Here is a 24,814-nt window from a genome sequence, read left to right on the forward strand (position 1 = left end):
GTCGTGCGCGCACGGGATCCCGCCGAGCCCTCCCCCTTCGTGACCACCGACGACATCCCCGCCGCACTGCCCGCCCTGACCTACCTGGGTGGCCGCCCAGTTGGCGGCGAATCCCGTCAGCGCGACGCCAGTGATGGACAGGATCCCCGACGATCCATGTGACCGCTCCTGGCCAGATCAGCGAAAACCTTCACAGTGCCGGCCGGAGTCCACGGAGCCGCCAGGGCCGTCGACTCCCACGCCGGCAGCCACCGCGGCCAGGGCACCGAGCGTACGTGGTCCTCGGGGACGTCTAGGACCTAGCAGGTCGGCGAGCACCCGTTGCGCGTCCGCGTCGGGTACCTGTTCCTGCTCCCACTTCCAGACCGTCGTCCGGTTGGTGGCCAGTGGCAGGCCCATCTCCGCACCGCGTTCGCGCATGCGCCGGGCTTGACTCGGCCTTGCCCCAGCTCTTGCCCTCTCGCACGTAGGTCAGCGGGTGCAAGGCCAACGGGTCAGACATCCCACCCTCCCCTCAGGTCGGAGGACGTTGATCACCGCACGGTGGACGAGTTCCCGCTGTCCTGGCACCCGGTGAGCCCCCTCTTGCGGGCGCTCGCCTCCATACCCCTCTCAACGAGCCCTACGCAGCGCAGCTTCGCCCACCGCTGAGAGATCTACAGTCCCTTCACTCCTTGTCCGTGCCGCTGTGACTCGGGCCCTTCGCGGAGGCGCCGCATGAGGTCGCGTATGGCACGTGAATGACACGCGGCCCCGAGAGGTCTAGACAACGACGAAGGCCCGGGTCTCTGACCTGGGCCTTCGCATCTGAGCGGATGACGGGAATCGAACCCGCGCTATAAGCTTGGGAATCACCCTGCACTTGGACATGTGCACTGTGTCTGACCTGCGAGAACGGCTATCGATGACCTCGTGTGGGCCGACTTCGGCGAAGCCGCTGTTGACCGCTGTTCACCGCCTCTACTGGCACGTTGTGGCACGACCCTCGTCAGGGTGACGGGGTGGAGGCCCTGCCACTCGCGTGATCAAGGAGGCGCTGGAGCGCCTTAGTCGTTGTCGTGCGCGGCGAGTCGATAATCCCTCCATGGACGCCAACACCGATCTCGCCCGGGGTCGCGCGTGCTACGCCGGCGAGGCCTGGTCCGAGGCCTTCGAGAGCCTGAGTGCCGCCGACGGAGCCGCAGCCCTGGGCCCTGACGACTTGGAGCTCCTGGCCAGGTCCGCCTACATGCTCGGGCGCGACGAGGAGTACGTGGCCGGGCTGGAGCGCTCACATGCGATGTGGCTGGATGCCGGCGATGTACCCCACGCCGTCCGCTGTGCGTTCTGGATCGGCCACAGCATGCTGTTCCGGGGCCACCACGTCCGGGCGAGCGGCTGGTTCTCCGTCGGTGAGCGCCTCCTGAAGGCCGAGGGGCTGGACTGCGTCGAACGCGGGTACCTGCTCATCCCCTTGTGGCTGAGCCAGATGGGCGGTGGCGACTGGCAGTCGGGCCACGCGACGGCAGCCGAGGCCGCGGAGATCGGCGAGCGGTTCGGCGACGCGGACCTGGTGTGGCTGGCACGCGACGAGCAGGGCCGGGCCCTTGTGAACCTGGGCCGCGTGCACGAGGGCCTGCGCCTGGTGGACGAGACGCTCGTGATCGTCGAGTCCGGTGCACTTTCGCCGATCGTCAGCGGCATCGTCTACTGCAACACCATCGTCTTCTGCCGCGATCTGTACGCCCTGGGTCACGAGCGTGAGTGGACGGACGCTTTGACCCGGTGGTGCGACCGTCAGCCGCAGATGGTCGCGCACAAGGGTCTGTGCCTGGTGCATCGGGCCGAAGTGCTGCAGTACGGCGGCGCCTGGCCCGCCGCACTCGATGAGGCCCGCCGAGCATCCGAACGCTTCACCCAGGGTGTGCTGAACCAGATCGCCTGCGGACAGGCGTTCTACCGGCAAGGCGAGATCCACCGACTGCGGGGCCGTCCGGCCGAGGCAGAGAACGCCTACACGGAAGCCAATCGCTGTGGCTTCGAGCCTCAGCCCGGGTTCGCGCTGCTGCGGCTGGCGCAGGGCAACGACGAGGCAGCGGCGGCGACGATCCGTCGTGCCGTGGCCGAGCGCACCCGGGAGCTGGAGCGAGCGGCCCTCCTTGCCGCGTACGTCGAGATCATGCTTGCCGCGGGCGACGTCGACGACGCGGCTACGGCTGCCGGTCAGCTTTCGGCCATCGCGGAGCACCAGGACAGCGACGTGCTTCGCGCGACGGCGGCGTACAGTCTCGGCTCCGTGGCGTTGGCCAAGGGCGGCGCCACCGCCGGTCTCACCGCTGGGCGGCGGTCCTGGCACGGGTGGCAGGATCTCGAAGTGCCATACGAAGCCGCCCGGGCGCGTGTCCTCGTCGCCCTCGCCTGCCGCTCGCTCGGTGACGAGGACACGGCTGCCCTGGAGCTCCATGCAGCTCGCGAGGTGTTCGCGGAGCTTGAGGCCGGGCCCGACCTCGCTCGCGTCGATTCCCTCGCTCCTGGCGGGCCGGGCATGGAAACCTACGGTCTTTCGGAACGCGAGCTGGAGGTGCTCCGCCAGGTGGTCGGCGGCGCGAGTAACCGGCAGATCGCCGCCGCCCTGCTGATCAGTGAGCACACCGTCGCCCGGCACCTGCAGAACATCTTCGGCAAACTGGGTGTCTCCTCGCGGACGGCAGCGAGCACCTTCGCGCTGGAGCACGGCCTCGCCTGAGCTGCCTGGTCAGGAATGACCATCGCGGTCCACGACGCATTGGTGAATGTGCGCGATGCGGCCTTCTCCTCTGCGCGCCTAGCGTCGAATCGTCCGAACGACACGGCACCGAACGAGGAGGACGCCATGTACGTCGTGGCCCAGCACAAGATCGTGAACCCGGAGACCGCGTTTTCCCGCGGCCAGGCCCTGATGGAGGGCACCGGCGCGCCCGATGGCACCCGGGTGCTGCAGTTCTACCCGCACGTCGATGGATCCGTCGTGACGTGCCTCTGGGAGACGAAGTCCGTCGGGGATGTCCAGCGCTTCGTCGACAGCACTCTCGGGGATTCGAGCGTCAACGACTGCTACGAGGTCGACTCGGAAAACGCATTCGCCGACCGCCCCCTCGGCCTCAAGCAATCGCCGGCACCTGTCACCTACTAGGGCCTGTTCTGAGTTGAGATCACGGGATCGGTCATTCCCGCTTCAGGAGGGTGCTGGCTGCGGTAGACCGGTCGCATGACTCGTGGTGATCTGACTGATGCCGAGTGGGAGTTGATCGAGCCGCACCTGCCACTGGGGGCGTTCGGGCCGATCCCTGACCTGCGCAGCTAATTCAACGCGGTGATGTGGAGGTTCCGGACCGGCAGCCCCTGGCGGGATGTGCCGGAGAGCTACGGCTCCTGGTCGACGATCTACGACCGGTTTCGGGTGTGGGCGCGTGACGAGGTCTTCCAGACCCTCATGGACGCGATGATCGCCGAGGCGGCGGCCCGCGACGACGTCGACCTCAGCCTGGTCAGTGTGGACTCCACCGTCGCCCGCGCGCATCACCATGCAGCAGGAATGGTGGTCGACCCTGAGCTCCTCGAAGACCTGGAGAAGGCCGTGGCGGAGGAAAAGGGGCTGCGGCAAAGGGGCAAAACGACCCCGTAGGCGAGGGGCCCGAGGACAGGGATGACCCCGAGCGGGAACAGCGCCGCGCCGTGCGCCGGCGCCGCAGGGCCCGACTGCGGGCCGCCGAACTGGGCCGCTCCCGGGGCGGGCTGACCAGCAAGGTCCACCTCTCCGTCGAGCGCGGCGCCGTTTGCCACCCGCTCCGAGGCCTCGCCGGACCGGCGGTCGCAAGGCCGGGGGGCGGGGCGGATCCTCCTGTGCGGGCATGGCGAGGCGCGTCTGCCCAACGGTTGCCTCTGTCGGAGCACCTGGTTACAGTTATTTCAGATGCATTCTCGCCGGCAGTGATTGGAGGCGGCCATGGCTCGTTCCAGCGTTCTTGCCCGTGCTGGGAAGGTCGAACCGAACCCCTCGCACCAGGGCGCGCTCGCTGCTGCCGCTCGGATGACACCGGACTCGGTTGAGCTCTTGGTGCGCACCCCGGACGGCGGCGAACTGACACTGCCGAGGGAGCTGGTCAGCGTCCTTCTGGCCTCGGCCGGTGAGCTGGCGCGCGGGCATGCGGTGACGGTCCTGGCGTCCGAGGTGCAGTTGTCGCCTGCTGAGGCGGCAGAGCTTCTGGGTCTGTCTCGGCCGTTTGTCACCCGTTTGCTGGACGCCGGCGACATCCCCTCCATGAACCTGCCGGGCAGCAGCCACCGTGTGGTCCGCCTTGCGGACGTGCTGGCGTTCCAGCAGCAGCGTGAGCGCCGCAGGGAGGGGCGGCGTCAGATCGCTGACGCCTTGGAGGGCTCCGACCTGCCGTACTGACGAGGGTGCCACCGGCAGTTGTGAAGGAGGAAGAGGAGGAGCGTGGCGGCGCGGGTCTTTGTGGACACCAACGTCTTGTTTCCGTTTTCGGTGATGGACGTGATGCTGGCCCTCACGGAGGACTCCGTCCACGAAATCGTGTGGTCCGAACGACTGCTCGCGGAGTGGGAGCGGGTCATCGTCCGGGAGGGAGGGCGCTCGGCGGAGTCGGCTGCTGCAGTTACCCGGGCCGTTCGACGCTTCTTCGCCGACTGTGAGATCCCGGCGGCGGCCTATGAGCACCTCGTGGATGAAATGCCGGGCGATGGCCCCGACGATCGGCACCATGCGGCGGCAGCGGTGGCCGTACGGGCGGACGCGCTGATCACGTGGAACCTCGCCGACTTCCCTGCCGGTGACTTGGCTGAGCGCGGAGTGCGGGTGATCGACCCGGATTCGTATCTGTGCGGGCTGTACGGCGAGTTGCCGCACGAGGTGGCGGAGACGGTGGTCAGGCTCGCCGGAGGGAAGCGCAATCCGCCCGTCACGATCGCTGATGCCGTCGCCCGACTCGCGAAAGTCGGCCTGCCGCGCTTCGCGGACCTCCTGACGCATCACCTCTCACTAGGTGATGCGGGCGCAGATGGTGCGCAGGTGGTGCGCGACGCCGAGAAAGGTCTAGACAATGACGAAGGCCCAGGTCGCTGACCTGGGCCTTCGCAGCTGAGCGAAGGACGGGAATCGAACCCGCGGAATGGCCTCGCGCCAAGCACATCTGCCGCCCGCCGTGGCGCCCCAGGCCGAACAAGGGGGAGTCCGGCCCAGGGCGCTCGGTGTGCCGGGAGTGCCGGCCGTGCCGGCCCCGGCGGATCAGCGGAACGCAAAGGAACTGGTCGCGTTATCGATGGCCGTGATACGGGTCTCCGTGTCCTCGTAGTCTCGGTGCTCGAGGAATCCGGCTGTGGGTCCTTCGGCGGTGACGGCGGGCCGGGTGGGCTGAGCGGATGCGGTGAGCTGCGCTGCCGATCCCGCACCATCCGTGCCGCTCACGGACTCGGGCAGCGGAGAGGATCAGCAACCGACTTCGCCGTGACCGCTCAGAACTTGGCGGCCAGGACGTCGATGGGGAGGATCTCGGGAGCCGCGGCGAGCAGCGTGGGGGCGCTCTCCATGAGCGCGGCCGCGATCTTGCCCTGGAGGTGGGCGGTGCGGTCCGCGTCGTTGCCGAAGGCGTCGAAGATGCCGAACGTGGTCGGGCCGAGCTTCAGCGCGAACCAGACCGTGGTGCCGGTCTCCGCCTCGGCCAGGGTGAGTGCGCCGGTGAGGAGTCCCTCGACGTCGGCGGCATGCTCCGGCTTGGCCTCGATCCGGGCGAGCAGGCCGACGCGGGTGGTCTCGGGGACAAAGGCGCTGGTCATGGGGGTTCTCCTTCTGCGGTGCCGTACCGCGCTGTGCGGTACGACCACGGTAGGAGCGGGCCCCTTCCCGCCCTCAGTGGCGGATCCGCCGGATGCTTTACCGTTTCCGCCATGCGGATATCGGTGCTGGTCATGGACGGTCTCTTCGACTCAGGTCTGGCCACGGTCCTCGACGTGATCCAGATGGCCAACGAGCTACGGGGGGAACTCCCTCATCCGCCTCCGCGCTGGGAGCTGACCCGGGTCGGCACAGCCGGTGCCGTGCGTACTGCTTCCGGGCACGTGATCGAGGCGGTCGCCGCCCGGGACGCCCCGCGGCCGGACCTCCTCGTGGTTCCCGGCGCCGGCCCCAAGCAGCCCGAGCTGCTGCTGGACTGGGTGGCGTCCGCGGAACGCGGGCCGGAGCGAGAGGCCCTGCGGCAGGCCCGGGCGGACGGCATCCCCCTGGCCGCGGCCTGCACCAGCACGTTCCTTCTCGCCGAGGCCGGAATCCTGGACGGGCTGCGCGCCACCACCAGCTGGTGGCTGGCGCCGGCCTTCCGGCAGGCCTACCCCGAAGTGGCCCTGGACGAGAGCAACATGCTGGCCCACGCCGAGGGCGTGACCACCGCCGGCGCCGCCATGGCCCACCTCGACCTTGCACTCGCCCTGGTACGTCAGGCAAGCCCTGTCCTTGCGGAACTCACCGCCCGCTACCTGGTGGTCGACGACCGCCCCACCCAGGCCGGTTACGCGATCCCCAGCCACCTCGCCCGCACCGATCCCACCGTCAGCGCCTTCGAACGCTGGGTGCGGCAGCACATCGACCAGCCCCTGCGCATGGCCGACGCCGCCCGTGCCGTCGGAGCGAGCGAACGCACCCTGCAACGGGCCGTGGACAAGGTGCTGGGGGTGTCACCCCTGCGATTCGCCCAGACCATACGCCTCGAACAGGCCGCCCACCTGCTGCGCACCACGGACCTCCCCACGGACACCGTCGCCCGCCGGGTCGGCTACGAGAACGCCTCCACCCTCACCACCCTGCTCCGCCAGCGTCTCGGCACCACCCCGGGCCGTCTGCGCGGCGGAACCCCCCTCGGTGGCAGGGACTAGACAATGACAGGGCTCGCCCTGGCACCCGACGTTGACCGCTGTTCGCCGCCTGCCTGGCACGCGTCTGGCACGGCCGACCTTCTGATCCGTAGCTCTAGCCGGATTGGTCAGCAACGGTCATACCGGCTGCTACGAGGGCTTGGAAGGGTGCTGCCGGACTGGGATGATCGCTGTGGTTGCGGTACTGCGCTGCTGTACTCCCACCGTGTCGGACCGCTGCCACTCGCGACTGTTGGTGTCAGAAGCTGATGCCAGCTGGCCGCCCTTCAGTCTTTGTCTGGCGCGCTGGCGGCGCACCTGTTCATGTCGTCGCAGTAGCGTGGCCAGTTGCTGCTCAGATTCCTGACGCACGCGGAGGAGCCGGAGACTCTCTTCGTCTACTGCTGTCGCAGTGTGCTCATGCTGGGCTACCCTCGCGCAGCTGGTGCTTCCACGTTTGCTTCTCCCTGCGCCGACTCGGCCAGTGGGCACGCCGAGCGGGCGCGAGCACCGTGAGGAGACCACTCCACAGAGCCCTGATCCCCAGCCACAGCAGCTGAGGGATGCACAGAATGAATACCCCGAGAGCAATGAGGAAGAGCGCTACAAACTCTCGGATGGGGGCGGTCAAGATCCCCACTATGAAATCAAGCACAGGCGGATGCTTAAGCCCATTACGTCTGAACATGTCCGCGCGATCGGCTGCGCAGTCCTGGGCGGCTTCCTCCCTGGTTTGGGGTCGAGCATGGACCAAGTCCGACGGGCTACCGGAAGACGACTGAACGACATGCTCATCGGTCACGACGAGACCGGTACCGACGCGGAGCGACCACACCGACCGCCGCCACATCGCGGCAGCAGCTTGCTCCCGGCCCGCCCATTCCCGGTGGTGCGTTCGCTCGCTCATGTCATCCGTGACGGCGGGGGTACGGCGCCCGGCCCAACTCAAGCCCTGTAGTCGGCCGCGCCGGCCAGTCGTCGGAGAAAATCGCGTTGATCTGCCAACACTCTGATCACGAGCGGCAGAAGGAGGTGGCCGGCGGGCTGGACGGGATGGTGCGCGCCGCGCGGCAGAAGGCTGCCGAACGGGCCTCGCAGGGGTCAAGTGGTGCGCAAGTGGTGCGGGACTCCTGACCCGGTCGCCTCGTCCGAAAGGAAAGACCTTGCGTCGAGGGCGACACCAAGTCCAGCGGCTGGTGTGTGGGTGAGTGGGCGACCTGCCGGCCATCCTCTCCGTCGAGGTCGAGCGGCACCTTGAGTGGCTCGCGGAGTAGGGGTGCCGGTGGCACGCGAAGGCGCTGTGGGCAGGATATTCCTGCGAGTTGGGGCGCGCGCATGGCACGCGAGCTCGGATAGGTCTAGACAACAAACAAGCCCCAGGTCTGTGACCTGGGGCTTTGTCGTGGAGCGGATGACGGGAATCGAACCCGCGCTATAAACTTGGGAATCTATGGCGCATGAGCGCCCTGCATGGCGTCTGACCTGCGGGTTCCTGTCTGTCCGACTCTTGGTGCGACTGCCCCTGGGCACCGGTTCTGACCGCTGTTCACCGCCCCGAAGGGCATGGCTGGGGCACGCAAGGCTGGTGACCTTGTGAGCTGGGCACACGCGGGGGGTGTGCCGTCGCCCGCGACGACATCTGGTGTCCCGTTCCGCGAATGGCCCCGGCCAACCGCTCCTGGTGCCCGCGCAGGGCACTGTCCAGGGCTGCGTGTTCGCTCGAAGCCATGGTGGTGTCCAGGATGCCGGTCAGAGCGAGCCCTGGAGGTACACGCGGCTGTGGACGACGGCGGAGGCGGCGGCCGAGAAGGCGATGGAGCGGTTGTCGCTCGTCACCGATACCTGCTGCCGCCCGGTGTCACTCACGATGACACGTACCGTGCGGTCGCGGCGGTCCGGATGCTCCGCCGCGATGCCTGTGATGCGCAGCTCGTCCACGTTGGCGAACACGACGAAGAAGCGGAGGGTGTTGTACCGCTTCTCCGCCCACTCCGGCCTGGGGTGGTCCGGTAGCTGCGGGGTCTCGAAGCCGAAAGTGACTGCGGCGTCCCGCTCGTCCACGTGGACGTAGTTCAGCGGGCAGGAGGAGAGGTCCGGCGGGGTCTCGTAGAGCGCCGCCAGCTCGGGCCAGAGAGGAAGGTCCATCTCAGAGGTGCTCATAGAAGGTGTTCACATGTGTCTCGGGGACGGTTGGGAAGAGCTTGCGTTCCAGGATGGTCGTGAATTGGTGCGGGCCGGCGTCCTCGCCGCCCGGGCCCAGGGTGAAGACGCTCAGCCGCCCTGCCAGTACGTCCGAGTTGGACGTGTACGACAGAGCGAGACCCGGCGCCGTCACCCGTACGTCCAGACGGTACTGGGGCATGGGCGTGAGCGTGACGTCAGCGGTCACCGGCGGCCGCCAGCCCGTCATCTCGAAGTCCTGCACGTGCGAGAACGCGAGGTGGCACTGCAGGGTGTCGCCCGGTCCCCGGTCCCAGCGGTCCGGGAACCTCGGAAGGTCCATGCGCAGCGTTACCTCCGAGCCCCAGGCATCGAGGTGCACCGACCGCAGCCGTACCCCCGACAGCTCGGGAACCTCGTCGTAGTACGGCGCGAAGACATTCCGGTTGGGGACGAGATCAGTCCAGGTCATAGTAGTAATGCTCCTCTGCACCGTCGATCTGTCCATTCCGGGTGTTGTGCCACGGCCGGACGTGGACGTGCGGCGGCTGGTAGCCAGGCTCGCCCGGCTTCTGATGGCCGAACCAGTGGTCCTGGAAGACCACCATGTCGCCGTTGGGCAGCTCGTACCACTCCTCGAGGTAGTAGATCGGGCCGTTCGGGCCCATCAACTGACCGCCGCCCTGGTACTCCGGCTTGGTCGCTTTCGTGTACGGATAGCTGTTGGTGGGCTCCAGGCCCTCCGGCACACCGGCGTCGCGGAGCGCGTCCGCCTTCGCCGTGGCCAGGTCCCTCCCCACCTTCGGCGGACAGTCGGGTGCCAGCCCCAGCGGGTCCGACCAGGTCAGCGGGTTGGGGACGTAGGTGGCCGGATTGGGCGCAGGGCCGAGGCCGAGCGGGTCGACCGAGAGGTACCGGGCCGTCTCTGGGTCGTAGTGGCGGAAGCGGTTGTAGTGCAGCCCTGATTAGGGATCGAAGTACTGGCCGGGGAAGCGCAGCGGGGTGTACGCGTCGGCGTTCTTGTTCCACTCGGTCGTGCCCCACACCGTGGAACGGGCCCGCCAGGCGATCCCGCCGTCTTCACCGATCAGCTCCTGCGGAGTGCCCACCAGGTCGGTGACGATCGAGAAGAAGCGGCTCTCGATCAGCTGCTGGTCCGCCCCGACGAGCCGTTCGGCCTGTGCGAGCGGCTCGAAGCCCTCGTGCTCCCAGGTCAGCGTGACTGCGTACGGTGTTCCGGCGGTGACGGTCGTCTGCTCGCAGAGGGTGTTCCCGTCCCAGGTGAAGGTCACCTCCTCCACGACCGTCAGGCCGTCGTCCGCCAGCCGCCGCTTGGCGATCCGGCGGCCCAGCGGGTCGTATGCATATGTCCAGCGCGTTCCGTCCGGGGTGGTGAGGGCCATCAGCCGGTCCTCGGCGTCCCACTCGTAGCGCCAGGTGTCAGGCTTGCGGGAGAGACGGACCCGTTGCCGCAGGACGATCCGGCCGGCCGCGTCGTACTCGTAGCGGATGCTGCCCGCGCGTATCAGCCGGGCGCCCTCATAAACACGTGCTCCCGTGGCGGCCGGACCACCCGGACCCGAGGCGGGCCACGAGGCCTCCGTCTGGTTTCCCGCCTGGTCGTAGGTGTAGCGCTCGGTCCAGCCTGCGGCACTCACGGAGGTGACGCGGCCGCCCGCGTCCAGGGAGAAGAGGCGGTCCCCGGCGAGCCGGTCTTCGATGGCGAGCACATAACCGTCGGCCCGGTAGGCGTACCCGCGTCGCTGCAGCGTGTGGCCCTCGGCACCCTGCACGTGCTGCTCCCGGACCCGGCCGAGCTCGTCGCGGGCCAGGTCCAGAACGGCCGCGGAGCCTAGGCTGCGGCCGGTCTCGCGGCCCGTGGCGTCCCGTTCGAAGGTGATGCGGCGGCCATCGAGGGTCAGCTCTGCTTCCCGGCCCGCTGCGTCGTACGCCCACGTACTGATCGCTCCCGACGGGGTCGTACGGGAGACCACCCGGCTGAGCGTGTCGTAGCTGCGGGTGAGATCGCGGCCGTTGACCGTCTCCACGCGGATGCGGCCCGCCGCGTCCCGGACGTAGCCGAGTTCTGCGCCAGGGGCGGAGATGGCCGCCAGCCGGTCGGAGTAGTCGTACTCGTACCGGGTGACCACGCCCCCGGAGTCTTTGAGTGTGCGATTGTCCAACGCGTCGTACTCGTACCGGATGAGTTGTCCGGCCGCGTTCTCTCGCGAGAGGACCCGGCCCGCCGCATCGTGCACGTAGCGGATGGTCCTGCCGTCGAAGTCCGTCTCGGCGACGGTCCGGCCGGCCGCGTCGTGCTCGTACGTCCACTCCAGGCCACGGGGGTCGGTGACCGACAGCAACCGCAGCTCGGTGTCGTAGCCGAACACGTGCCGCGCGCCGTCCGGACCGGTCTGGGCAGTCAGCATGTCGAAATGGGAATACTCGTAGGTCGTGAAACCGCCGAGCGGGTCCCTGTAGTGGACGCAGTTTCCCTCTCCGTCGTACGTCCACGCCTGCTCGGCGCCGTCCGGCTCGACCCGGCGGGCCAGCCTGCCCTCGGTCGTCCACTCCAGCCGGGTCGCGTGGCCAAGCGCGTCGGTGATCCGCACGGCCCGCCCGAATCCGTCCCGTTCGTAGCGGGTGACGGCGCCGAGTGGATCGGTGATCTCCACCGGTAGCCCGGCCCGGTCGCAGCGGATCCTCGTGATACCGCCGAGGCAGTCCGTGACCTCGGTCAGGTGCCCGCGGTCGTCGAATGCGAAGTGGGTGGTGGCTCCGACCGGATTGGTGAGCGAGGTTCGGTTGCCCCGTTCATCGTAGGTCTGGCGCCATCCCGTGCGGTCGCCGCGCCGCTGCCGGACCGGGCGGCCGTGCTCGTCGTAGTCGGTGCTCAGCTCCTTGCCGTCCGGGCGGACAACTGTGACCAGTCTCCCCGCGTCGTCGCGCCCGAAGTACGTGGCGCGGCCGATGGGATCGGTGAACGTGACGAGCCGGCCGTTCCGGTCGTGGACGAAGCGGGTCACCCCGCCGAGTTCGTCGACACGGGCCTTGACCCGGTGGCGGTCGTCGACCAGATAGCGGCGGGTGTGGCCAGCGCCGGTGGTCGCGGTGGTGACCCGCAAACCCGTCTCCGTGTCGACTGTGTCGTAGGAGAGGGTCAGGGCCATGTGGCCCTCGGTGCCCCCCTCACGGATGCAGCGGTCCTGGTTGTCGTACGCGTAGTCGTACCGGCGGGCGTTGGTGTCGGTCCAGGAGGTGATGCGGCCGCGCTCGTCGTAGGTGAAGCACAGCGGCAGGCCTGAGGAGTTGACGACCTCGGTCAGGTTCCCGTCGGTGTAGCCGTAGGCGAGGATGCGCGGGCCACCGCTGAGGTGAAGGGCGATGACGCGGCCCCCCTCGACATCGAAGCGCAGGTGGTATCCGGCGCTGTGGGAAATGCCCAGAGGTGTGCCGTCGGCCGCGTACTCGAAGAGGATGACGTTGCCGTTGCGGTCCTCCAGCTGGGCGATCGGCGCGATGCCGTCCTCGGTACCTTGGGCGGGTGGGCTGAAGCGCCGTACGTGGCCGCTCACCGGATCGGTCAGCGTCCAGTCGCCGTCCGGCGTGCGGGCCAGAGGCATGCGCGGGCCGGACGATGGCAGCACCGGTTCTCCGGGGGCCGGATGCGGATAGGCCAACACCAGGCCGTCCTCGCTTACCAGGACCACGCCCTCGGCGTCGATCTCCAGGTGCTGGTCGATTGTGGACGCCCAGGTGGGGCCGAACCAGCGCCCGCTCTTGTAACCCGCCTCCGCCCGCCGGGTGAAGGCCATCGGAAGGGTACCGGGCAGCACGATGTCTGTCTGAGGGAGAAACATCCGGCCGGTGGCCAGGTCGACGGGGTCGGTGCCGTCGCACTTCTTGTCGCAGTCCGGGGTGTTGGACTGGTTCGGGCCGTTTTCGTCCAGACCTCGGCGGCCGGGGCCTGGGACGTCGTCGGCGGCCTTGGCGGCCGTCGCCGCCCTCCTTCCGGCGCCCATGCCCTTGGTACCGGCGAGTTCCGGGAGGAACTTGCCGACGCCTTCGGTGGGGTCCCTCATGAAGTCGTCGAGCATCTGCTTGCCCGTGCCTATGGGGTCGTTGACCGCCACGAGCAGGCCGGCGACCGTCGAGTTGAGGTTGGTCCGGTACTCGGCGGGGTGGGTCAGGTTGTACGGGTCGATCGGGGTGACCGCACGGACGAAGTTGACCAGGCCCGCCGTTCCCTTGAGGACGCCCCCGGCCAGGTGGGTCTCCGCGATCTCCAGGTAGTCCATGCCGTCATTGAACTGTTCGGCGTACGAGGGCTTGGGCGGCGCCGCGTCGCGGGCCGCAGAGACCGCCGTGGTGGCCGTTTCCGCGACCTCGTTGCGCTGCTTGCGCGCGGTGTTGAGCTTGTCCTCAGCCGCCTTGAACAGCGGATCGGCGGGGTCGGTGAAGTCGTCGGCCGGCCGCGGGGGCAGTGTGTCCTTCTTCGCCTCGACCGCTGCCTTGTAGTCGGTGATCGACTTGTTGTAGGCGGTGCGGGCGTCCTGCGAGACCTTCTTGGCGTGGTTGTAGTCCGCCAGGGCTTCCTTGGCCTGGCCCTGCGCCCACTCGACGGTCTCCGCGAAGCGGCCCATCGCGTCGGAGGCCTTGCCGAAGGCCTCCGCCGCCTCGAACCAGCGCGGCGGCTCCTTGGCCATCGCCTCCCGGAACGCGTCCGCCGACGCGCCCTTGAGACCGTCGCCCTCCAGCCCCTTCAGACCGTTGCCGACCATGGTGAAGGAGGACTTGAAATCGTTCAGGTGCGAGACCTGGGCGCGGATCTTCGGCACGCTGCCGTAGACCAGCTTGTTCGGGTCCTCGGTCTGTCCGAGCTCCAGCTCCTTGACATCCGCGCCGAGCTGGTTGGCGGCCGAGCGGCTCTTGTCGCGGACCCAGTCGCCCGCCTTGTCGAGACCGACCTCCTCTGCCACGTGGGCGAGCTTGTCGCCGCCCGACTCGATCACATCGCCGAGGTCCTCGGCCAGATCCTCGGCCCCGTCCTCCCACGAGTCCGGTACGAAGTCCCTCCAGCCCATCAGTTACGGCCCCCGCCAGCCTGGTCCAGCAGATCCTTGATCGAGCCGATGTACCCGTTGGAGGTCAGCTTGTCGCCCGTCTCCGACCAGGTCTGCTTGATGTCCGCGTCGCTCTTGTCGAAGGACTCGTCGCTGTAGTCGGGCTTGTAGACGTCCGCCCGCCAGATGTCGTCCCAGCTCTTCTGCTCGATCTCGTCCTCGCTCGCGTGCGGATTGCCGTACGCGNCTTGTAGACGTCCGCCCGCCAGATGTCGTCCCAGCTCTTCTGCTCGATCTCGTCCTCGCTCGCGTGCGGATTGCCGTACGCGGCGTTGGCGACGACCTTGTACGCGCCCTGCAGGTACTGCTCTTCCTCCCACACCGTCCCCGCCGCGATCCCCAGGTTCCCGGCGAGAGCGCTGGCGTTCTGCACGAGACTGCGCACGCCCCACTCCCAGCGCTCGCAGAAGTCCTCGAAGACGGTGGCCAGACCCGGGTGTCCGGCCTCCATCCCCGTCATCGACAGATCGCTGAACCCCGAACCCATGGAGGCACCGGCCGCATCTCCGGACTCACGCAGCTCGGCGATGGCCTTGCGTAGACCGTCCTGGATGTTCTTGACCGCAGCCGCCGAGACCTCAAGGTCCGCATCGCCCGCCATCAGACGGCTTCCGCACGGTCTGGCTCGGCATCCACCGCGCACGCGTCGGGAACGATGCCCACGACCGGCGGGAACAGCATTGAACCGTCCTTGTCCGCCACATCTACGGCCACACCCGTCGGACCTTCAACCGTGGGGATCACCGCGTCGACGAGACGGGCACCCAGGATCGAGAGGTACTCCCACTCACGGGCACCGGCACCGCGCGCTTCCGCGAAACGGGCCAGGGCCGCCTCATCCGTGAACGCGTAGATCCAGCGGACACCGCCCTGCCAGCCCGTCATCAGACCGCCGCCATCACCCTCCGAGAGCGGCACCAGCAGTGCCGTGCGGCGAAATTCGCCCAGCAAACGGCCTGAACGCCCTGATCCACCGCGCACGGCGGATATCTCCTCGGCCAGTCCCATGAAGTGCCCCGTTCCCCGAGGGCGCCCGGTACGGCAGCCCTCAATGCGCCTACGTTACGCAGGCGATCAGCACCCAAGTATCGCTACGCCGTTCCGTACCGCCGACGGCTCGTGCCTCTCCCGGATTGCCTGCCGGACGCTGCTTTTTGGATCACGTTCGGAGCCAGCTGATGGCGGCTGCGAGGGTGACGGTGCCGAGATGGCTCGGCGCTCGGTGGTCGCGAGTGATGATTCGGCGCCCATCTGACGCTCCGATACGGCACTTCTGGCACGCGAATGGCAGGCGGGCCTCGGTAGGTCTAGACAACAAACAAGCCCCAGGCCTGTGACCTGGGGCTTTGTCGTGGAGCGGATGACGGGAATTGAACCCGCGCTATAGGCTTGGGAATCACCCGGGACTCGGGTGCCTGAACCCTTGGTGACTAGCGAAAACGTCCGCTACGGAGCCTAGATCCGGGGCCCGCGGAACCCCCGTCTTGACCGCTGTTTACCGCCCTGACTGGCACGTAGTGGCACGAGTCGTGCGCTGCCCGGCGTCCCAGGCACCTCGGTCGGCGGGACGACGCTTGGCGTCAGCGGAGGTTCTCCCAGAACTCATGGTTGTGGTCCTTGGTGAACTCCGTGCGCTTCCACGGCCCCGTGGCCAGCGACTGCACGTAGCCGCCGCTGCGGAAGCTCGGCCAGTCCGTCTTCCCGGACTCGGCGAAGTCCACCCAAGTGTCCGTCATTCGCTTGCCGAGGCATTCCTGCTTCTCAGTCAGCTTCTCGAACAGGGGCAGCTTGAGGTCGAAGAGGTAGGGCAACTCCGACATGTGCGAGGCGCGGAGCTCGAAGCTGAGCTTCGGGTCGCCGGCCCATGAGGGCGTCTCTCGCTCGCTGAACTCGAACATCCGTGTCGGAGCCCACTGTGACAGCAGCCGGGCGGTGTCCAGCGTCGGAATCGACCAGGTGCGGTCGGTCTGGACCGTTGCCAGGGCCTCGCCGGCGGAGCTGAAGCGGCTCAGCGGGTAGCGGGCCAGTACCGCGTCGGCCTGGGCGCCGAACTCCTTGCGGATTTCGGGCTCGTACGCCTCGGGCGGCATGGGATCGCCCGTCAGCTCCTGGCCGAGGATCCGGCCGCGCTCCTCGTCGTGGTTGACCCCGATGAGGACCGGGACGCGGTTGAACTTGCCCGTGCGCAGCGCCTCGGCCGGGGCCAGTGGCATGAGGTCCGTACCGGCGATCGGGCGGGGCTCGTTCCAGGTCCCGTACGCCTTCATGAGCGTGGCCGCGTCCGTGCCGCGCAGGCAGGATTCCGCATCATCGCAGTCCTTGCCCTCCTTGGGCTTCAGCTCCTTGAGCTTGGTGAGCGTGGCCCTGGCCTCGGCCTCGGCTTCCTCCCGGGTGCGGGAGCCCCCCGTGGCGCAGGGCGCGCTCTGTATGACGGCGCGGTGGAACAGCCCGGCCGACTTCGGTGAGGCGAGGTGGCCGCAGACGCTGTAGCCGCCGCCGGACTCACCCATGATCGTCACGTTGCGGGGATCGCCCCCGAAGGCGCCCGCGTTGGCGCGGACCCAGCGTAGTGCGGCCTGTTGGTCCTCCAGGCCGAGGCCGCCGGAGGTTTTGAGCGCAGGATCGGACAGGAAGCCCATGGCACCGAGCCGATAGTTGACCGACACGACGACGGCGCCCTCGGCGGCCAGCCGCTCGGGGCCGTAAAGGTCGCCGCTGCCGAACATCAGTCTGCCGCCGTGGATCCACACGATCACCGGCCGCTTGCCGGCCTGCTGTGCGGGGGCGGTGACGTTCAAGTACAGGCAGTCCTCGGCCTCGCTGGGGACTCCGATGGGCAGTCCCTTCGGCTGCGCGCAGGGGGATCCCGGCGCAGTCGCCTCACGCACCCCGGTCCAGGCGGCGGCGGGCTGCGGCGAGGCCCAGCGCAGGTCGCCCACCGGCGGGGCGGCATATGGGATGCCCTGGAAGCTGCGCAGGCCGCCGGTGCCGGCGGTGCCACGCACGGCGCCGCCGGTGGTGCCGACGACCGTGCCGACGGTGCTGCCGGCTGCTGCTCGCGCGGGGGTGGCCGGCCCAACGCCCATGCCCAGCCCCATGCCTAGCGTGAGGGCGGTAGCGACGAACCCCTTGAAGATGTACCTGGCGTGCCTCATGGCCCGAACGTTACGCAGGCTTGCACGATCGTGCGATACGTTTGTGTGACTCGATTGCATGAGGCGTTCGTGTCACGCGAGCGCTAGGCTCGTGAGTATGGGAAACCGCGAAGACCTGCTCATCGGCGCCAAAGCCTGCCTGCGGGAAAAGGGATACGACCGCACCTCTGTGCGTGACATCGCCACCACTGCCGGAGTGAGCACGGCCGCCGTCGGCTACCACTACGGCTCACGCGAGGCACTGCTCAACCAGGCCCTGTTCGAGATCCTCAACGAGTGGGGCGACGCGATGGGCCGGGCGCTGGTCCCCGACGTCGAAGGCTCCTCCAGGGCGCACTTCGAGCGCATCTGGGAGAGTTTGATCGAGGACTTCGGCGCGCACCCCGACCTCTGGCTCGCCTCGGTGGAACTGTTCATGCAGGCCCAGCGGCGGCAGGAGCTGCGCGCCGCTCTGGCCGGGGGCATCGCTCAGGGGCGGCGTGGCATGGCGGCCATCCTGGACGGCGTCCGCGAGGAGGAGGTGTCTGACGCCTCCGTCCGCACCCTCGGCGCCGTGCAGTTGGCGCTCGTGTCGGGTGTGATGCTCCAGTGCCTCAGCGACCCCTCCAGTGCCCCCACCGCGGCCGAGGTGCTCGAAGGTGTCCGGGCCCTGGCCGAGCTGGCGCGCTGACCGTGACATACAACGAAGGCCCAGGTCTCTGACCTGGGCCTTCGTTCAAGAGCGGATGACGGGAATCGAACCCGCGCTATAAGCTTGGGAAGCTCATGTTCTACCATTAAACTACATCCGCGTAGCGGGCCAGTTGCCTGGAGCCCTACCGTTGCACACTCTACCCCATGATCGACCCCCGGTGCGTTCGCCGCGGGGTCGTTGTTGTCTGTCGTGTGCACCGAGGCGTGTGGGGGCGGGAGTTGGGGCGTACCGTGGGGTGGCGGAGCGGCGGCTGGAGCGGGTGCCGATCATCCCCTAATGTGGCGATTCGTCTCAGTACGGCTCGTTGGGGAAAGGGACTCGATGGAGCACACCGTCGTCCGTTGTGCCGAAGGGCACGTTTTCAGTACCGCCTCCTTCCCGCTGCAGCACCTCGGTGCGGGCCGGATCGGGCCCGGGCGGCTGCTGCGGTGTCCGCGGTGCGCGCGCCTGCGCCAGGCGGTGCCCGTCGGTGGTGCGGTCAAGCGCTAGACACTCTCAGACGTACGGCCGGGCGCGCGGGCGGTTCCCTCTCGATTGGGGGAGGCCCGCGCGCTCTGCGTATCCTCGGGACGTGCTTCTCTCTGACAAAGACATCCGGGCCGAGATCGACAGCGGACGGGTTCGCATCGACCCGTTCGACGAGGCGATGGTGCAGCCCTCCAGCATCGATGTGCGTCTCGACCGGTACTTCCGGGTGTTCGAGAATCACCGCTACGCCCACATCGATCCCGCGGTCGAGCAGCCGGACCTGACCCGGATGGTCGAGCCGGAGGGGGACGAGGCGTTCATCCTGCACCCCGGTGAGTTCGTCCTGGCGTCGACCTACGAGGTCATCACGCTGCCCGACGACATCGCCTCCCGGCTGGAGGGGAAGTCCAGCCTGGGCCGCCTCGGCCTCGTGACGCACTCGACCGCCGGGTTCATCGACCCCGGGTTCTCGGGTCACGTGACCCTTGAGCTGTCCAACCTGGCCACGCTGCCGATCAAGCTCTGGCCGGGCATGAAGATCGGGCAGCTGTGCATGTTCCGGCTCAGCTCGCCCGCGGAGTTCCCGTACGGCAGCGAACGGTACGGCTCCAGGTACCAGGGGCAGCGCGGGCCGACCGCCTCGCGCTCCTTCCAGAACTTCCACCGCACCCAGGTGAGGCACGAGGCATGAGCGACGCAGTACGCGAGAACCTGACCTACGAGGGCTTCGGCGCCGCCGTCCGCGAGCTGGCGCAGACCATCGCCGACGACGGCTACGAGCCCGACATCATCCTGAGCATCGCCCGCGGCGGCGTGTTCGTCGCCGGCGGTCTGGCCTACGCCCTGGACTGCAAGAACATCCACCTGGTGAACGTGGAGTTCTACACCGGCGTCGGCACCACGCTGGAGATGCCGGTCATGCTGGCGCCCGTGCCCGAGGCGATCGACTTCACCGACAAGAAGGTCCTCATCGCCGACGACGTCGCCGACACCGGCAAGACGCTGAAGCTGGTGCACGACTTCTGCCTGGGCCACGTCGCCGAGGTGCGTTCCGCGGTCATCTACGAGAAGTCCCACTCCCTCGTGAAGTGCGAGTACGTGTGGAAGAAGACCGACGAGTGGATCAACTTCCCCTGGTCGGTCGAGCCGCCGGTCGTCAAGCGCGAGGGCCAGGTCCTCGACGCCTGACCGTCCGTGACCAGATGCGCGAGAGGGGCCCCCGGCCGTGGCCGGGGGCCCCTCTCGTATGCGCGTGCCTGCGCTGGCGAGGCCGCGCTAGATGGTGCCGAGCTTGATGATCGACAGCAGGGCGATCAGCTGGATCGCGGAGGCGCCCAGCGCCTTCGGCCACGGCAGGTCGTGCGACCTGCTGATCAGCGAGGTGAAGAGCGCGCCCGCGGCGACCCAGGTGGCCCAGCCCAGTACCTGCACGATCATGTTGTCGCCGCCGAGGAACACGGCGAAGAGCAGACGCGGGGCGTCCGTGATGGACATGACCAGCATCGACAGGCCCACGGTGGGCTGCCAGCTGCCGTCACCGCCCATCTGACGGGCCAGGGTGTGCGTGACCGCGCCCAGGAGCAGACCGCAGACGACGAAGGCCACACCGGCGGACAGCACGATCGGGACGGCCTTCGACAGGGTCGCGTTGATCGCGTCGTCGCGGGCTTCGTCGAGGCCGAAGACCGCGAGGAGGCCGTAGAGGAAGGTCACGGTCAGCGCCGGACCCCAGACGGGGTAGTCGCGCATCTGGAGGAAGGTCTGGCCGGGCCGCGTCACGATCCCGCGGAGCAGATCCTTCCACGGCAGCCGCGGACCGGACGGCGCCGCGGCGACGGCGCCCGCCTGGTACGTGCCCCCCTGGCTGTACGGGTCCTCGCCGACGGCGAAGACCTGCGTGTGCCCCGGGTTGTCGTTCGAGTAGTGCCCGCCGCCTCCGTGGCCGTACGGGGGCTGCTGCGCGGGCGGGTGCTGCTGCCCGTACGGGTCGAAGTACTCCGGCTCGCCGTGGCCCCCGGCGTTCGGCTGCGGCCACTGCTGCTGCGGTGGGGGGCCGCCGACGGGAGGGTACGGCGGCCCGCCGTACGGCGGCGGTTGCTGCTGACCGTACGACTGCTGCTGCTGCGGNGGGAGGGTACGGCGGCCCGCCGTACGGCGGCGGTTGCTGCTGACCGTACGACTGCTGCTGCTGCGGGGGTTGTTGACCGCGGTTGTCGTCCCGGCCGCGTCCGATCCTGAATCCAGCCACGTGATCGAACGTACCTGGTCCGGAGCGCCCCGGTGGCCGGGCGGGGGTAACAAGCACCCTTTGCGGCTGACCTGTGACATCCCCTAGGGGATCCCCGGGGGGTTGTCCCCACCTCCGGACTGCCCCTGCCGTGTGTCCGGTTTACGTGCTTGCGTTGCGTTCTGCTGCTGTTCGTAGAACAACGGCCTGCACCTCGTGCTCCAGCCGAACGGCACCGTGACGTCGTGGATGGACGGGGCGCCGCAGCGGAAGCCCGAGCCGGTGCCGCAGGCCGATGGGCGCGTCGGGGTGGAGAGCTCGGTGCGGGTCGGGGTGCCGGACGGGCGGATCGCCAAGCTGGTGGACGGCCCGCGCGGCAAGTACGCGGTGATCTCCATGCCGAACGGACACGTCCTCGGCGCCATCGACCTGAAGCGTCCGAGCACGCAGAACGACGGCTGGACGTACGAGCTCGTCCGCGACGGCAAGCGCGTGAGGTTCGTCGTCATCGACGGCAAGGGCGGCGGGAACAGCTGGGTGTACGACGTCGACGGCCGGCTGATCGAGAAGTACACGGTCGAGGCACCGAAGCCGGCGAAGAGTCACGCCCGGGTCGTCGCGAGCGGTGGCGGCGCGGCCTCGGCCGGTGCGGCGGGGCTCGGCTTCGCCGTCGTGCCGGCCCGGGGCTGACCGGGGCCGGCCGGAAACGCCGGAACGGCCGGCCCCCGGGTGGGACCGGCCGTTCAGGTGCGTCGTGCAGGGGCCTGCCTACTTGGCGTCCTCGGCCTTCGCCTGGTCCGCCGCGTCCGTCTTGGCCCCGGCGTCCGCCGCTGCCTCCGGCTCGGCGTCGGCGTCGGCGTCGGCCTTGGGCTCGGTCTCCGGCTGGGCTTCCGCCTCCGTCACGGGCTCGGCCTCAGCCTCGGCCTCCGGGGCGGCCTCAGCCTCTGCCTTCGCCTCGGCCTCCTCAGCTTCCGCCTTGGCCTTGGCTTCCGCCTCGGCCTCCGCCTTGGCCTTCGCCTCAGCCTCCGCCTTGGCCTTGGCTTCCGCCTCCGCCTTGGCCTTCGCCTCTTCGGCCGCCTTCGCCTTGGCCGCGGCTTCCGCCTCCGCCGCGGCGGCTGCCGCAGCGGCCTCCGCCTCGGCCTCGGCCGCCAGGGCGGCCAGTTCCTCCTCCGTCGGGCCCGGGGCCTTGACCGACTCCAGCAGCAGCTGGGCCACGTCCACGACCTGCACGGACTCCTTGGCCTGGCCCTCGTTCTTCTTGCCGTTGACCGAGTCGGTCAGCATGACCAGGCAGAACGGGCAGGCGGTGGAGACGATGTCGGGGTTCAGGGACAGGGCCTCGTCGACGCGCTCGTTGTTGATGCGCTTGCCGATCCGCTCCTCCATCCACATCCGCGCGCCACCGGCGCCACAGCAGAAGCCCCGCTCCTTGTGGCGGTGCATCTCCTGCTGGCGCAGGCCCGGCACGGCCGACATGATCTCGCGCGGCGGCGTGTAGACCTTGTTGTGGCGGCCCAGGTAGCACGGGTCGTGGTACGTGATCAGCCCGTCGACCGGCGTCACCGGCGTCAGCCGGCCCTCGTCGATCAGGTGCTGGAGCAGCTGCGTGTGGTGGATGACCTCGTACTCGCCGCCCAGCTGCGGGTACTCGTTCGCGATGGTGTTGAAGCAGTGCGGGCAGGTCGAGACGATCCGCTTCGCCGACTTCGGCTTCTTCGTCGACGGGTCGTCGTCGTCCTCGCCGAACGCCATGTTCAGCATGGCCACGTTCTCCTGGCCCAGCTGCTGGAACAGCGGCTCGTTGCCCAGGCGGCGCGGCGAGTCACCGGTGCACTTCTCGTCGCCGCCCATGATCGCGAACTTGACGCCCGCGATGTTCAGGAGCTCCGCGAAGGCCTTCGTGGTCTTCTTGGCCCGGTCCTCCAGGGCGCCGGCGCAGCCGACCCAGTAGAGGTAGTCGAACTCCGAGAGGTCCTCCGCGTCCTTGCCGATGATCGGGACCTCGAAGTCGACCTCCTTCGTCCACTCGACGCGCTGCTTCTTCGCCAGGCCCCAGGGGTTGCCCTTCTTCTCCAGGTTCTTGAGCATCGTGCCCGCCTCGGACGGGAAGGCGCTCTCGATCATCACCTGGTAGCGGCGCATGTCGACGATGTGGTCGATGTGCTCGATGTCGACCGGGCACTGCTCCACGCACGCACCGCAGGTCGTGCAGGACCACAGCACGTCCGGGTCGATGACGCCGTTCTCTTCGACCGTGCCGATCAGCGGGCGCTCGGCCTCGGCCAGCGCGGCCGCCGGCACACCGGCGAGCTGCTCCTCGGACGCCTTCTCCTCGCCCTCCATCGTCTTGCCGCCGCCGGCCAGCAGGTACGGGGCCTTGGCGTGCGCGTGGTCGCGCAGCGACATGATGAGGAGCTTCGGGGACAGCGGCTTGCCGGTGTTCCAGGCGGGGCACTGCGACTGGCAGCGGCCGCACTCGGTGCACGTGGAGAAGTCGAGGATGCCCTTCCAGGAGAACTGCTCGACCTGCGAGACGCCGAAGACGTCGTCCTCGCCCGGGTCCTCGAAGTCGATCTCCTTGCCGCCGCTGGTCATCGGCTGGAGCGCGCCCAGCGCGCTCGCGCCGTCGGCGTTGCGCTTGAACCAGATGTTCGGGAAGCCGAGGAAGCGGTGCCAGGCGACACCCATGTTGGTGTTCAGGGAGACCACGATCATCCAGATCAGCGAGGTGCCGATCTTGATCATCGCGGTGAAGTAGATGGCGTTCTGCAGGGCGCTCGCCGAGAGCCCGTCGAAGGCCATCACCAGCGGGTACGAGATGAAGTACGCCGGCTCCCAGCTGTCCACGTGGTGGATCGCGCCCTCAAGGCCGCGCAGGCACAGGATCGCGAGGCCGATGGTGAGGATGATGTACTCGACGAAGTACGCCTGCCAGGCCTTCGAGCCCGCGAAGCGCGACTTGCGGCCGGCCCGCGAGGGCAGGCTGAGCAGGCGGATCGCGATCAGGACCAGGATGCCGAGCACCGTCATCAGGCCGATGAACTCGATGTACAGCTCGAACGGCAGGAAGCCGCCGAGGACCGGCAGCGTCCAGTCGGCCTGGAAGAGCTGGCCGTAGGCCTGCGCCAGGGTCGGCGGGAGCGTCAGGAAGCCGATCGCGACGAACCAGTGCGCGAAGCCGACGATGCCCCAGCGGTTCATGCGGCTGTGGCCGAGGAACTCCCGGACGAGGGTGAACGTTCGGGCCTTCGGGTCGTCCGTGCGGCTGCCGGCCGGCACGGGCTGGCCGATCTTCACGAAGCGGTAGATCTGCGCCACGGCTCGTGCGAGCAGCGCGACGCCGACCACGGTCAGGACCAGCGACACGATGATCGCGGCGAGTTGCATGGGAGGGCTCCTCGGGCGGCACTTACTAAGCGGTAACTTATGAAGTCAAGGCTTGAGGTTACCCATTCCCGACGCCGCAATGTAGCTGAGCGTGCGGTGATCTGTGTCGCTCAGGCGAGCCTTTGTCGGTAGGCCGCCCGCGGGGTCTGAGCAAGGATCGCGAGGTCCATCCCGAGCCAGTGGTTCTCCACATAATGCCGGTCGAGCAGAGCCATCTCCTCCCAGGGGAGGTCGGAGCGCGCGCTCACCTGCCACAACCCGGTCATTCCGGGACGTACGAGGAGCCGGTCGGGGCGGTCCGTACGGGCCTCGGGGCGCGGGCCGACCAGCGACATCTCCCCGCGGACCACATTGAGCAGCTGGGGGAGCCCGTCGACGGCGCAGCGCTCCAGGAGTGCGCCCGTCCGCCCCGCCCCGGCCGTGTCGAAGCGCCAGGTCCGGAAGGGCCGCCCGGCGAGGCCGGCCGCGGGCTCCCGTACGCAGGGGCGGCCGCCCCGGACCGCGCACAGCAGTGCGGTGACGGCCGCGAGCGGGAGGGCGAGTGCGGCGATCAGGGCCATCGCCCCGACGAGGTCGAGCACCCGCTTCGCCGGCGGGGCCGCGGGTACCCGTACCCGGAGCCGGGGGGCGGTGAGTGTGAGCGGCATGCCAGCACGCTGCCGCACGGGCGCCCGGACCCCGGCGTGCCGCGCGGCGCGGGTCCCTCGTCCGGCCGTCC

20 protein-coding genes, 1 tRNA gene and 5 pseudogenes are annotated in these 24,814 nt (G+C 68.8%); 13 read left to right on the top strand and 13 right to left on the bottom strand.

What is annotated here, in order from left to right; all coding sequences use genetic code 11:
- Positions 1-3: 3 nt before the first annotated feature.
- The 7 genes and pseudogenes from AAT21_RS39870 to AAT21_RS17330 all read left to right on the top strand — a co-directional run bounded on the left by AAT21_RS39870 (position 4) and on the right by AAT21_RS17330 (position 5,101).
- Positions 4-162, top strand: coding sequence for a hypothetical protein (locus AAT21_RS39870; RefSeq protein ID WP_157879731.1), 159 nt, complete (start codon positions 4-6; stop codon positions 160-162).
- A gap of 922 nt (positions 163-1,084) precedes the next feature.
- Positions 1,085-2,725 (top strand): LuxR C-terminal-related transcriptional regulator, encoded by a 1,641-nt coding sequence (locus AAT21_RS39875; RefSeq protein WP_046777767.1) that lies wholly within the window; start codon positions 1,085-1,087, stop codon positions 2,723-2,725.
- 15 nt (positions 2,726-2,740) lie between these two features.
- Positions 2,741-3,151 (top strand): hypothetical protein, encoded by a 411-nt coding sequence (locus AAT21_RS17315; RefSeq protein WP_157879732.1) that lies wholly within the window; start codon positions 2,741-2,743, stop codon positions 3,149-3,151.
- A 183-nt stretch (positions 3,152-3,334) separates the two neighbouring features.
- Positions 3,335-3,442: pseudogene (locus AAT21_RS40015) on the top strand (transposase); the annotation flags it as partial.
- 48 nt (positions 3,443-3,490) lie between these two features.
- Positions 3,491-3,783 (top strand): annotated as a pseudogene (locus AAT21_RS40020) (hypothetical protein); the annotation flags it as partial.
- 181 nt (positions 3,784-3,964) lie between these two features.
- Positions 3,965-4,414, top strand: coding sequence for a helix-turn-helix domain-containing protein (locus tag AAT21_RS17325; RefSeq protein ID WP_046777769.1), 450 nt, complete (start codon positions 3,965-3,967; stop codon positions 4,412-4,414).
- A 42-nt stretch (positions 4,415-4,456) separates the two neighbouring features.
- Positions 4,457-5,101, top strand: coding sequence for a PIN domain-containing protein (locus tag AAT21_RS17330; RefSeq protein WP_063838114.1), 645 nt, complete (start codon positions 4,457-4,459; stop codon positions 5,099-5,101).
- A gap of 389 nt (positions 5,102-5,490) precedes the next feature.
- Here the strand turns inward: AAT21_RS17330 and AAT21_RS17335 are convergent, their stop codons facing one another.
- On the bottom strand, positions 5,491-5,811 hold the full coding sequence (locus AAT21_RS17335) for a putative quinol monooxygenase (RefSeq protein WP_046777770.1): 321 nt from the start codon (positions 5,809-5,811) through the stop codon (positions 5,491-5,493).
- Between the two features lie 111 nt (positions 5,812-5,922).
- On the opposite strand from AAT21_RS17335, the gene AAT21_RS17340 reads away from it, so the two are divergent.
- Positions 5,923-6,903 carry a GlxA family transcriptional regulator gene (locus AAT21_RS17340; RefSeq protein ID WP_052757843.1) on the top strand — a complete coding sequence of 327 codons (981 nt, stop codon included), beginning with the start codon at positions 5,923-5,925 and terminating at the stop codon, positions 6,901-6,903.
- A 1,728-nt stretch (positions 6,904-8,631) separates the two neighbouring features.
- On the opposite strand, the gene AAT21_RS17350 is transcribed toward AAT21_RS17340, so the two are convergent.
- From AAT21_RS17350 to AAT21_RS17380, 7 genes and pseudogenes are all read right to left on the bottom strand, one after another.
- On the bottom strand, positions 8,632-9,027 hold the full coding sequence (locus AAT21_RS17350) for an Imm50 family immunity protein (RefSeq protein ID WP_046777773.1): 396 nt from the start codon (positions 9,025-9,027) through the stop codon (positions 8,632-8,634).
- A 1-nt stretch (position 9,028) separates the two neighbouring features.
- Entirely contained in the window at positions 9,029-9,514 is a 486-nt protein-coding gene (locus AAT21_RS17355; RefSeq protein WP_046777774.1) for an Imm50 family immunity protein, read from the bottom strand.
- Entirely contained in the window at positions 9,501-9,842 is a 342-nt protein-coding gene (locus tag AAT21_RS40140; RefSeq protein WP_063838115.1) for an HNH/endonuclease VII fold putative polymorphic toxin, read from the bottom strand. The genes AAT21_RS17355 and AAT21_RS40140 overlap by 14 nt, the downstream gene beginning before the upstream one ends.
- 33 nt (positions 9,843-9,875) lie before the next feature.
- Positions 9,876-10,001: pseudogene (locus tag AAT21_RS40145) on the bottom strand (RHS repeat-associated core domain-containing protein); the annotation flags it as partial.
- 6 nt (positions 10,002-10,007) lie between these two features.
- Positions 10,008-14,126: a putative T7SS-secreted protein gene (locus AAT21_RS17365; RefSeq protein WP_052757844.1), complete on the bottom strand. Its 4,119-nt coding sequence runs from the start codon at positions 14,124-14,126 to the stop codon at positions 10,008-10,010.
- Positions 14,127-14,765: 639 nt separating this feature from the next.
- A complete protein-coding gene (locus AAT21_RS17375) occupies positions 14,766-15,173 on the bottom strand; it encodes a hypothetical protein (RefSeq protein WP_046777775.1) in 408 nt (135 codons plus the stop codon).
- A 572-nt stretch (positions 15,174-15,745) separates the two neighbouring features.
- Positions 15,746-17,320 (bottom strand): carboxylesterase/lipase family protein, encoded by a 1,575-nt coding sequence (locus tag AAT21_RS17380; protein WP_157879733.1) that lies wholly within the window; start codon positions 17,318-17,320, stop codon positions 15,746-15,748.
- A 97-nt stretch (positions 17,321-17,417) separates the two neighbouring features.
- Between AAT21_RS17380 and AAT21_RS17385 the strand changes: the two genes are divergently transcribed.
- A complete protein-coding gene (locus AAT21_RS17385) occupies positions 17,418-17,990 on the top strand; it encodes a TetR/AcrR family transcriptional regulator (protein WP_046777776.1) in 573 nt (190 codons plus the stop codon).
- 50 nt (positions 17,991-18,040) lie between these two features.
- Here the strand turns inward: AAT21_RS17385 and AAT21_RS17390 are convergent.
- Positions 18,041-18,111, bottom strand: a tRNA-Gly gene (locus AAT21_RS17390).
- A 179-nt stretch (positions 18,112-18,290) separates the two neighbouring features.
- On the opposite strand from AAT21_RS17390, the gene AAT21_RS39880 reads away from it, so the two are divergent.
- The 3 genes from AAT21_RS39880 to AAT21_RS17400 all read left to right on the top strand — a co-directional run bounded on the left by AAT21_RS39880 (position 18,291) and on the right by AAT21_RS17400 (position 19,670).
- On the top strand, positions 18,291-18,503 hold the full coding sequence (locus AAT21_RS39880) for a hypothetical protein (RefSeq protein ID WP_079025764.1): 213 nt from the start codon (positions 18,291-18,293) through the stop codon (positions 18,501-18,503).
- 82 nt (positions 18,504-18,585) lie between these two features.
- The gene (dcd, locus tag AAT21_RS17395) at positions 18,586-19,173 is read left to right on the top strand and encodes a dCTP deaminase (RefSeq protein WP_030956554.1); all 588 of its coding nucleotides are present in this window, start codon (positions 18,586-18,588) and stop codon (positions 19,171-19,173) included.
- Positions 19,170-19,670, top strand: a complete 501-nt coding sequence (locus tag AAT21_RS17400) for a phosphoribosyltransferase (RefSeq protein ID WP_030647900.1) — start codon at positions 19,170-19,172, stop codon at positions 19,668-19,670. The genes dcd and AAT21_RS17400 overlap by 4 nt, the downstream gene beginning before the upstream one ends.
- Positions 19,671-19,757: 87 nt before the next feature.
- Here AAT21_RS17400 and AAT21_RS17405 read toward each other — a convergent pair.
- Both AAT21_RS17405 and AAT21_RS39080 read right to left on the bottom strand, forming a co-directional pair.
- A partial coding sequence (locus AAT21_RS17405; protein ID WP_235438903.1) for a Yip1 family protein occupies positions 19,758-20,609 on the bottom strand: 852 nt, incomplete at its 5' end.
- Between the two features lies 1 nt (position 20,610).
- Positions 20,611-20,787, bottom strand: a pseudogene (locus AAT21_RS39080) (YIP1 family protein); the annotation flags it as partial.
- 138 nt (positions 20,788-20,925) lie between these two features.
- Here AAT21_RS39080 and AAT21_RS17410 point away from each other — a divergent pair.
- Positions 20,926-21,399 carry a hypothetical protein gene (locus tag AAT21_RS17410; protein WP_046777777.1) on the top strand — a complete coding sequence of 158 codons (474 nt, stop codon included), beginning with the start codon at positions 20,926-20,928 and terminating at the stop codon, positions 21,397-21,399.
- A 474-nt stretch (positions 21,400-21,873) separates the two neighbouring features.
- Here the strand turns inward: AAT21_RS17410 and AAT21_RS17420 are convergent.
- Positions 21,874-24,096: pseudogene (locus tag AAT21_RS17420) on the bottom strand ((Fe-S)-binding protein); the annotation flags it as partial.
- 110 nt (positions 24,097-24,206) lie between these two features.
- Positions 24,207-24,743, bottom strand: coding sequence for a sugar transferase (locus AAT21_RS17425; protein WP_046777778.1), 537 nt, complete (start codon positions 24,741-24,743; stop codon positions 24,207-24,209).
- Positions 24,744-24,814 lie beyond the last annotated feature (71 nt).

It is taken from the genome of Streptomyces yangpuensis, assembly GCF_001005295.1.
Taxonomy (GTDB): Bacteria; Actinomycetota; Actinomycetes; order Streptomycetales; family Streptomycetaceae; genus Streptomyces; species Streptomyces yangpuensis.

Coding starts and splice junctions, on each gene's coding strand:
- AAT21_RS17315 (WP_157879732.1), top strand. CDS start 2,741: ATGACCATCGCGGTCCACGACGCATTGGTGAATGTGCGCGATGCGGCC.
- AAT21_RS17425 (WP_046777778.1), bottom strand. CDS start 24,743: ATGCCGCTCACACTCACCGCCCCCCGGCTCCGGGTACGGGTACCCGCG.
- AAT21_RS17340 (WP_052757843.1), top strand. CDS start 5,923: ATGCGGATATCGGTGCTGGTCATGGACGGTCTCTTCGACTCAGGTCTG.
- AAT21_RS17365 (WP_052757844.1), bottom strand. CDS start 14,126: ATGGGCTGGAGGGACTTCGTACCGGACTCGTGGGAGGACGGGGCCGAG.
- AAT21_RS17380 (WP_157879733.1), bottom strand. CDS start 17,320: ATGAGGCACGCCAGGTACATCTTCAAGGGGTTCGTCGCTACCGCCCTC.
- AAT21_RS17325 (WP_046777769.1), top strand. CDS start 3,965: ATGGCTCGTTCCAGCGTTCTTGCCCGTGCTGGGAAGGTCGAACCGAAC.
- AAT21_RS17350 (WP_046777773.1), bottom strand. CDS start 9,027: ATGGACCTTCCTCTCTGGCCCGAGCTGGCGGCGCTCTACGAGACCCCG.
- AAT21_RS17400 (WP_030647900.1), top strand. CDS start 19,170: ATGAGCGACGCAGTACGCGAGAACCTGACCTACGAGGGCTTCGGCGCC.
- AAT21_RS39880 (WP_079025764.1), top strand. CDS start 18,291: ATGTGGCGATTCGTCTCAGTACGGCTCGTTGGGGAAAGGGACTCGATG.
- AAT21_RS17385 (WP_046777776.1), top strand. CDS start 17,418: ATGGGAAACCGCGAAGACCTGCTCATCGGCGCCAAAGCCTGCCTGCGG.
- AAT21_RS17355 (WP_046777774.1), bottom strand. CDS start 9,514: ATGACCTGGACTGATCTCGTCCCCAACCGGAATGTCTTCGCGCCGTAC.
- AAT21_RS39875 (WP_046777767.1), top strand. CDS start 1,085: ATGGACGCCAACACCGATCTCGCCCGGGGTCGCGCGTGCTACGCCGGC.
- AAT21_RS17335 (WP_046777770.1), bottom strand. CDS start 5,811: ATGACCAGCGCCTTTGTCCCCGAGACCACCCGCGTCGGCCTGCTCGCC.
- AAT21_RS17375 (WP_046777775.1), bottom strand. CDS start 15,173: ATGGGACTGGCCGAGGAGATATCCGCCGTGCGCGGTGGATCAGGGCGT.